At 60.1% G+C, this 8300-nt stretch carries 7 protein-coding genes; 1 reads left to right on the forward strand and 6 read right to left on the reverse strand.

Going from position 1 to position 8300, the window contains the following annotated elements; genetic code table 11:
* Positions 1–379 precede the first annotated feature (379 nt).
* On the forward strand, positions 380–1309 hold the full coding sequence (locus EN914_RS15565) for a transglutaminase-like cysteine peptidase (protein ID WP_024502653.1): 930 nt from the start codon (positions 380–382) through the stop codon (positions 1307–1309).
* Positions 1310–1357: 48 nt separating this feature from the next.
* On the opposite strand, the gene EN914_RS15570 is transcribed toward EN914_RS15565, so the two are convergent.
* The 6 genes from EN914_RS15570 to EN914_RS15595 all read right to left on the reverse strand — a co-directional run.
* Positions 1358–1999, reverse strand: a complete 642-nt coding sequence (locus tag EN914_RS15570) for a ribbon-helix-helix domain-containing protein (protein WP_024502654.1) — start codon at positions 1997–1999, stop codon at positions 1358–1360.
* On the reverse strand, positions 1989–3278 hold the full coding sequence (locus EN914_RS15575; RefSeq protein WP_013529846.1) for an HlyD family type I secretion periplasmic adaptor subunit: 1290 nt from the start codon (positions 3276–3278) through the stop codon (positions 1989–1991). The genes EN914_RS15570 and EN914_RS15575 overlap by 11 nt, the downstream gene beginning before the upstream one ends.
* Positions 3279–3320: 42 nt before the next feature.
* Positions 3321–5453 carry a type I secretion system permease/ATPase gene (locus EN914_RS15580; protein ID WP_013529845.1) on the reverse strand — a complete coding sequence of 711 codons (2133 nt, stop codon included), beginning with the start codon at positions 5451–5453 and terminating at the stop codon, positions 3321–3323.
* Positions 5454–5492: 39 nt separating this feature from the next.
* Positions 5493–6941: a TolC family protein gene (locus EN914_RS15585; protein WP_024502655.1), complete on the reverse strand. Its 1449-nt coding sequence runs from the start codon at positions 6939–6941 to the stop codon at positions 5493–5495.
* A gap of 421 nt (positions 6942–7362) precedes the next feature.
* Entirely contained in the window at positions 7363–7911 is a 549-nt protein-coding gene (locus tag EN914_RS15590; RefSeq protein WP_027161456.1) for an invasion associated locus B family protein, read from the reverse strand.
* Positions 7896–8300 (reverse strand): DUF4189 domain-containing protein (locus tag EN914_RS15595; RefSeq protein WP_245497822.1); only part of this gene is annotated, 405 nt, incomplete at its 5' end. The genes EN914_RS15590 and EN914_RS15595, both read right to left, overlap by 16 nt.

The following is an 8300-nucleotide window of genomic DNA, read 5'->3' on the forward strand; positions in this document are numbered from 1 at the left end:
GCTTTTCGGGTTCCTTGAACGAGCATTCCGCGTCCAACTCGATATTGTTCGTCATGGCTGAAACCCCTCCGATATTTACCGGATAGAGACAGCGGCCACTTCTACTTTGCAACTGCCCCCTAATCTATTTCATATATTATGATATGCATTGCCTGGCATTTTTTACACGTGGTAAACCGCAACAATATAACCTGATATATGTTTGTTTCTGGAGGCCTCGTTGGCGGGCGATCAGTCGGCATCTTTTTGGTGAATCAAAGTATAAATTTGAATAAAATTTTAAATAAAATAGATGAAGACAGTTGCTGGATATTTATCCACCTTCCTTTCCAATAATTTGAGACAAGATTGGTAGCGTCCACAGTCAAAGGTGGGCGTTATGAAAAAGCAAAAATCGGTTCCGGGAAAAACCGGGCTCCAGATGCTCCTGCTGGCAATCGGGCTTGTCGGCCTGGCGGGGCCGTCATTCGCGAGCGATATCGCCGCACCCGGCAAGCCCCAGGAGAAGGTCCAGACGCCGCCCTGTCTCGGCGGTGTTTCACTGACGAGGCCCCAGCCCTGGCAGCCTGCGGACGCTTACCGGATCGGTATGGTCACCGGCAGCTATGGCCCGGATGTCGACCGCGGGGACGGCTCGTCAACGGCGCGAGATGACGCCGGGATAGATCCGGTGCAGACCGCGTCGATTATTCCAGGGGTCTTCGGATCGGTTGCCTTGTCCATGCGCAATTTTCCCGTCGCGGCGCGCTGGGCGCCTGTCTACCGGGCAATCACCGCTTGTTCGGCAGGCAGCCCCTGCGAGCACAAGAGCACGGCTTTTGCCGGCATGATCGCTGCCGCTCAAGGCAAGGGATTCAGCGAGAAGCTGTCCTTCGTCAACAGCAGCGTCAATCGCCTGATCGCCTACAGGAAAGACAGCCTCGTCTACGGCAAGCTCGACTATTGGGCGAAGCCTTCGGAGATTCTTGAGCGGCGAGCCGGCGATTGCGAGGATTTTGCCATCCTCAAGATGACGGCCCTGCTGAGGGCCGGCATTCCGACGCAAAGCATGGCGCTTGTCGTCCTCCAGGATCGCAAGAGAGGCTTCTTTCACGCAGTGCTGTCGGTGAGCACAGGCAGCGGCACCTTCATTCTCGACAGCCTCAGCAACACCGTTATGCGTGACAGCGATCTCCCGGATTACGTCCCGCTCTATTCGTTCAGCACGGACCGGGCCTGGATCCACGGTTCAAGACCGGGCGGCGCCCAGATGGCCGACATCAAGGGCGGTTTCGCAACCGTCGCACCCGGCGAAGGTTTTCAGCCATAGGGTTTCGGCCAGTCTAAGCCGTAGGTTCTCGCCAAGGACTGGCGGCATTCACCCGCCGAAGACGAACGCCATCAGCAGTTCCGGCTCGAGCACCGGAGCCCGCACCGCATTCAATTGCCCCCGGTAACGACGATCACCCGCGCCGATGACAAAACCGGTGGCCACCGGCGATTCGCCATTGGCGTCGAGCCGCGTGAAGATGTCGGCCACATTGAGATCCAGCGCCAGCTTGAGGTCGTGCCGTGCGTCATCGCTTGGGGCGATCGGCAATTGGCGTTTGACCAGTTGCTGGAACGGCGCGTTGAACGACAGGATCTTCTTCGACGAAGCCAGCGCAAAGGCCGGAGACGGGCACGCGACCAGTATGGCGTTGATGGTGTTGATCGATGCAAGCCTTCGCAAGGTCAGGTTTTCGTCGCCCAATCCACGCATGCAGGCCACCCTGATCGCGGATGTCAGATTGCCTGTCTGGGCCTGGCTTTCGGCGATCTCGTCGATGAGCATGCCGATCGTGCACTTCCTGCTTTCGGCCATCTGCTTCAGCGACATCCAGAATGCCCGCTCCAGACGAATGCCGCGCCGTATGCCGCCTCGCGCCACGACCCGAAACTCCAGCCCGAAATCCTCGGCGGCGACTGGTGCAAGCAGCCGCTCGCGATCGGAATGATGAGGGCTGGCGCTACCGCTCACTCATCGCCTCCTCGCGCGCTTTGTTGATCGGCTTCAGGAGGTAGTGCAGGATCGTCTTGCGCCCGGTCTTGATGTCGACCGAGCAGATCATTCCGGGGATGATCGAATAGGCCTTGCCGTCTCTTTGAAGCGTCGATTTGTCCGTCGCCACGCGCACCTGATAATAGGGCTCCCCCGTTTTCTGATCGACCAGGCTGTCGGCTGTGATGTTGGAGACCTTGCCCTCGATGCCGCCGAAGATCGAGAAATCATAGGCGGTGACCTTGATAAGGGCTTCCTGGTCGGGACGGATGAAGGCGACATCCCGCGGCGAGACCCGCGCCTCCACCAGCAACGTTTCGGAGGTTGGCACGATGCCGGCCACGACGGCGCCAGGCTGGACGAAGGCGCCGACCGTGTTCAGTTCCAGCGTGTTGACGATGCCGTCCACGGGAGACCGGATATCGGTGCGCGCGACCTTGTCGGTGGCTCCCCTTATGGTTTCATCCACCACCGAAAGGTCCGCCAGCGCCTGGGTAAGGTCGTCCAACGCCTCCTGCTGCAATTGCAGGCCGAGTTCCTCGACCTGAAGCTGGGCTTCCGTGATCGACGATTTGATCTTCTTTATCGTTTCGCCGGCAAGGTTCAGCTGGCCGTTGAGTTCGGTCTGTTCGCGCTCTACCCGGAGCTGCTCGGTCCTTGCCATCAGGCCTTTCTTGACCATCGCGTCGACGAGTTTTGCCTCCTGGTCGCTGACGACCAGGTTCTTAGAAAGACGATCGGAATTGGCCTCCGCCTCGGCAAGTTCCTTCTCGCGCTGATCGAGGCGTGACTTGAGCACGGACAGCTTGTTGTCGAAGTTCCCGCGCCGGGCGATGAGCAGCTTCTGTTCATTGTCGCAGATTTGCGGAGCGACCGACTGGATGTCCTGCGGGCACGGAAATGGGCCCGAGAGATTGCCGGCCTGTTCGTATTTCAGCCTTGCTATGCGCACTTCGAGCGCGCGCGCCTTGGCCTGCTGCTCGCCAAGGCTGGACGTGTTGAGCGTGTTGTCCAGGCGGATGATGAGATCGTTCTTCTTGACGACCTGGCCGATCGTCACGGCGATTTCCTGAACCACACCGGCCTCGCTCGCCTGGATGATCTGGGTCTTGGAAGCAGGTATGACCTTGCCGTCGCCGCGTGCGATCTCATCGACTTCGGCAAAGGACGCCCAGGCGACAAAAACGACGAAGAGCGCTCCGATGATGAATATGGACGCCGACGCAAACAGCGGCGGTCGATCTTCCCTGGCAAGCATTTCCCACGCCCCAACGCATTGGATGCAGCAATAATTGTTTTGTCAGGCGCTTGTTTTCTGCAACGCCTGTATGACTTGGTCCTTCGGTCCGTCGGCAACGATTTTGCCCTGTTCGATAACGATCAGGCGGTCGGCCAGTTCAAGCATGCTGAACCGATGTGTGGAGACGATCAGCGTCGTGTCGCGGTCAAAGGCGACTTTGAGCTGCTTGATCAACTGGCGTTCGGAAGCAAGATCCATCGAGCCCGACGGCTCGTCCAGAAAGACGATTTTCGGTTTGGTCAGCAGCAGGCGCGCGATCGCCACCGTCTGCCTCTGGCCGCCGGAAAGATTGGTGCCGCGCTCGCCGACATTCATGTCGTAGCCGCGCGGGTGGCGTGAGACGAAATCGTCGACGCCGGCCGCCTTTGCCGCTTCGATGATCTGTTCGTCTGTAGCCTCGGGGCATGCCATCAGGAGGTTTTCCTTGATGGTGCCCGAGAACAGGTCGCCGGCCTGCGCAACGATGCCGACCGCGGCGCGAACCTCGGACGGGTGATACTGGCGAATGTCGATCCCATCCAGCAGCAACTCACCGGAAGTCGGCAGGAAGAGCCGGCCGACCAGCCGACCCATCGTCGTCTTTCCCGATCCTATGCGGCCGATGATGCCGATCCGCTCACCCGGCTTGACCGAGAAATTCAGGCCGGTCAAAACTTCGTTTTCCGAGCCTGGATAGACAAACCCGACATTCCTGAACACCATCGCCCCCTTGCGGATGGGGCGGTTGACGAAGCCCACCGTGTCGGGTCGATCTTCCGGTTGAGCCATGATCGAATTCACCATCCTCAGCGAGAGCATGGCCTGGCGGAACCGGGACAACGTTATGGCGATCTGGCCGAGCGGCGCCACGGCCCTGCTCGCCAGCATCACCGTTCCTATGATTGCTCCTGTCGAAACATGCCCTTCCGAGAAGGCATAGGCGCCGGCCACGACCAGGGCGACGGTCACCAGCTGCTGTATGGACTGGGTGATGTTGCCCGCTGCCGCCGAAAGCTGCTTGATCTTCTCGGACGTGTTGGCGGCGTTCTTGGAGTGCTCTCCCCATTTCCGCAGCAGATACGCCTCGGCGCGCAGCGACTTGATGGTCTCCAGCGTCGAGATGGATTCGACCAGCAGGGCCTGGCGCTGCGATGCTTCGTTCATCGAGGCTGCGACGCGCTTGCCGATGCGGCGCTGAGTGACCAGGCCGACGATGACGGACATCACGAAGGCCAGCGCCGGTATGATCACCAGCCAGCCGCCTATCGCATAGATCACAAGGAGAAAGACGAAGACGAATGCCGTGTCGATGAACACGCTTATGGTGTTGGAGGTGAAGAACTCCCTGACGAATTCATATTGCGTGACCCTGTTTGCGTATTCACCGGTCGAGCCGGGACGCGCCGAAAGCGACGAGTTCAGCACTTTTTCGAACAGCAGATATGATATCCGCAGATCCGCCTTGCGGCCGGCATAGTCGATGAGGGAAGCCCTTGCCGTCTTCAAAAGCAGGTCGAACAGGATGACCGCACCGATGCCGAGAGCCAGGACCCACAGTGTCGATATCGCCTTGTTCGGCAGGATCCTGTCGTAGACGTTCATGGTGAAGATCGGCGAGGCTATGGCCAGCAGATTGATGAACACCGCCGCCAGGACGACTTTCGAGTAGGTGCGCCAGAAGGCGCCCATCGTCCCCGTAAGCCAATGTCTTCGCTCGATCCTGGCCGCCGAGCCGACCGACATGGTCTCGGCGGCATTGGCATAGGTGATCGAAAAGGAAGCGCCGCCGCTGATGTAGCTGGCGGCCAGTTCCGACCGGCCGATCGTGGTGCGGCCGTCTTCCTGGGGCGCGGTGATATACGCATCGCCTTCGCCTAAAGCCAGCAGGGCGACGGGCAATTGGCTGACGCGAAAGACGATGGCCGGCAGGTCGATACGCCCCCTGAGAAAATCGCGATGATTGAACTCGGTGACTTCCAGGCCGATGCGTTCGGCAAGGTGCCTGATGTCGTCGGCCGCAATTCGCGTGTCCGAGAGCGGCACGCCGGCAAACAGCACGGTCTCCGCGCTCGGCCTGCCGAGATATCCGGCAACGGCCGAGAAGCAGGCCTTGAACGCCTCCTTCGGGGAGAGGATGTTGGGTTGCTGGTTCACGATCTGCCCGTCAGGACGCTCGCTGGACCTTGTGCTGTCCTATTTCTTCCTCACCGGAGCGAGAATATCGAATGGCAGGTCGTTCTTCTGCTCCGATGGCGTCCGCGCATAGGTTTCTGTGTCCGCGGTTTCCGGTGCTGCGAACTCGGTGCGTGCATAGGCCGTCGCTTGCTTTGCCGGCTCGAGATTCATCGTTTTCAGCAACTGTCCGGTCGCGGCCAGGAGCCGGTACTGGGCAAACAGCGATGCGTAGGACGCGGTATCCGCCAGCGTTGCCGTGTTGAACCGTGTATTCTGCGCGTCGAGCACGTCGAGCAGCGAGCGCTGTCCGACCTTGAACTGCTCGCGATAGGAAGCAACCAGCTTCTCATTGGCAGCGGCTTGTTGCCTCAGGGTCTTTGCCAGATCGGCTTGCCGGAAACGGCGATCCCATGAGGTGCGAACGGCTTCCTCGATTTCGCGCTGGACCTGATGCAGCGCGAGACGCTGTTCACTGGTGCGGCGGATCTGCTCCTGCTCGTTGGCCTTGTCGATGCCACCGCGGTAGAGGTTCCAGCGCAGGACCACGCGCGCCTGCAGGTCGGTGGTGTCGCCATCGTCGCCGTCAATGTCGGTTCCTGCCCGGGCCCGACCTTCAGCGATGATGGAGGGGCCAAATTTTGCCCGCGCAGCGTCCACGAGGGAGGCCGCCGCGTCGATGTCGCTGTTGGCCATGTGTACGCGCGGATTGCTTTCCCGCGCCAACCCTATCGCGTCGTCGAGCGAGCGCGGGAGTGCGGCCGAAACATCGCCGGGCCTCGAAGGGCTGGTCAGTGGCTTTCCGACGGTTTTGAAGAAGCGGATCTTGGCCGCTTCCAGTTCCTCGGTCGCCTCCTGCATGCGCGCCTTGGCGGCGAACAGCCGTTCCTCGGCCTGTTGCCGGTCGGCCTCGTTCAGCGCGCCGCCCGAGATGCCTTGCCGGATGTCGCCGAGAATTGCCTGGTGGAAGCCCAGATTTTTCTTCGCTTCGGCAACGATCGAAGCCTGCAGCATGTATTCCAGATAGTCCTGGACAACGGACAGCCCGATGAATTCGGACCGTTCCAGCACGCGGAACGAAGCGCCATCGACGCGCGATGCCTGACGGTTCAATTCGGCCCGCCTTCCGCCGCTGTCATAAAGCGTCTGCGAAACGGTAAGATCCGTTTCAGCCGGATAGAGCGCATCGCCTTCGATGGAAAGAGAGCGCCGGGACGGATTGTCGAGCCGGCGAACGCCAGCCGATGCCTCGACATCGACACTGGGAAGATAAAGGCCCTTGGCTTGCCGCAACTCGAACTCGATGGCTTCGCGATTTTCGATCGCCTGTCCAATCTCGGGATTGGACTCCACCGCGACAGTCATCGCCTCCTTGAGCGTGAGCGCGTGAGCGCTGCCGCAGGTCAGCATGGTGGCCGCCATCAAAAGACCAAGGCGCCTGCCTATGGTCGACATGTTTGTCGTATTCATTAATCCCACCCTAACGTTTCCCCAGCGTCCTTTTCAGAGCGCTAACCAAGCCAAGGCCTGCCCGTCGGCGGATTATCCACAAATTCACGGAATGTGTGAGCGATTATTGATTTAGAGGGCGCTAAATAGCCTTTTTAAGCAACAAGGCTGCGAGATGTAGCAAAAATAGCACATAACGTCGGCTCGCTGCGGTTGTATCCAGACGCCGCATTCAGTGGGAAAGCACAAAAAACGGCAGGCCAGTGGGCCGGTATGGCCAGAATCATGGCCGGTTCGGATAGCGGCTGTCGATGATCCAACCTGAAGTTGAGCCCTTTTTCGGGCGCGTCCCTTTGGATGCCGCGCCCAAAAATACTCCATCGCGGCGGCCGGCGTACGCTTCATGTGGCTCACTGCGGCCAAAAGCTGGTCAGCGCGCACCCTAATTTGCGCTCAACGCCACCATGCGGTCGAGCGCCGCGGTCAGGCCGCGAAGCGACACAGGGAAGCTCAGCGGGGTCTCGGCGTCCGTCGTGACATTGAGCTTCAGCACCGAGCCTCCCCTCAGCTTTCCAAGCGTCGGCCGATCGACCGTAAAGACGGAGACGCAACCCGTCGGCAGGCAGGTCCTGAAGCGCTGCGGGGACAGCGGCGGTTGATCGTCGATCTGCAGCGTCACGCCCGGATCAAGGAGGATGCCGAAGGGCAGAAGCAGGGTAGCCGTCGTCGAACCGTCCGGGCGTGCCGCGATCTCCATGGCAAGAAGCCTCTGCCCGTTCTGCTGGACCTGGTCTTGCGCAAGCGAGCACACTCTCGCCTTTTCCCGTACCGAACAGGTCACGCTCCAGTCCTGATAGACCTCACGCAGCGATGAGGGTCCATCCGGGACAGCCGCCACCTGTTGCTGGGCAGACGCCGGCGACATCAATGAGAATAGAATCGCTCCACATGCGGAGACGGCCTTCGGGCCAAGCTTCATGTGCAGACCCATTCGCGGATCTTGCATTTCTCTCCCGTCGCCTCGCAGGCCTGCAAAGCGAGATCCTCCGCTTCCCGACGGGTCTCGGCCGAGTTCACGCCCCAGGGCGTGAAACGGTTCTCCACTTTGTCTGCCACGGCAAGCGCACCGCAGTGCTTGTAGGGAAAGCCGGTCTCGTCGTCATCATTCCAATGGCGATGGTTGCGGAAGACGGTGACGACGTTGCAGGCCTTTCCGCCTGCGTTCTCGCAATATTTCTGTGCGATGTCCTTCGCTTCCTGCCGCTTGTCGGCGCCCCAGAAGAAGCCGTATTTGCTATCGGCCTGCGAATAGGCAATGGCCGCCCATATGCCTTTTTCCTCCTGTTGCGGTTCCGATGGGGCCACAAGGTCGGCTGAGAC

Source organism: Mesorhizobium sp. M7A.F.Ca.CA.001.08.2.1 (assembly GCF_003998455.1).
GTDB classification, from domain to species: Bacteria; Pseudomonadota; Alphaproteobacteria; order Rhizobiales; family Rhizobiaceae; genus Mesorhizobium; species Mesorhizobium ciceri.

Coding starts and splice junctions, on each gene's coding strand:
- EN914_RS15565 (WP_024502653.1), top strand. CDS start 380: ATGAAAAAGCAAAAATCGGTTCCGGGAAAAACCGGGCTCCAGATGCTC.
- EN914_RS15575 (WP_013529846.1), bottom strand. CDS start 3,278: ATGCTTGCCAGGGAAGATCGACCGCCGCTGTTTGCGTCGGCGTCCATA.
- EN914_RS15585 (WP_024502655.1), bottom strand. CDS start 6,941: ATGAATACGACAAACATGTCGACCATAGGCAGGCGCCTTGGTCTTTTG.
- EN914_RS15590 (WP_027161456.1), bottom strand. CDS start 7,911: ATGGGTCTGCACATGAAGCTTGGCCCGAAGGCCGTCTCCGCATGTGGA.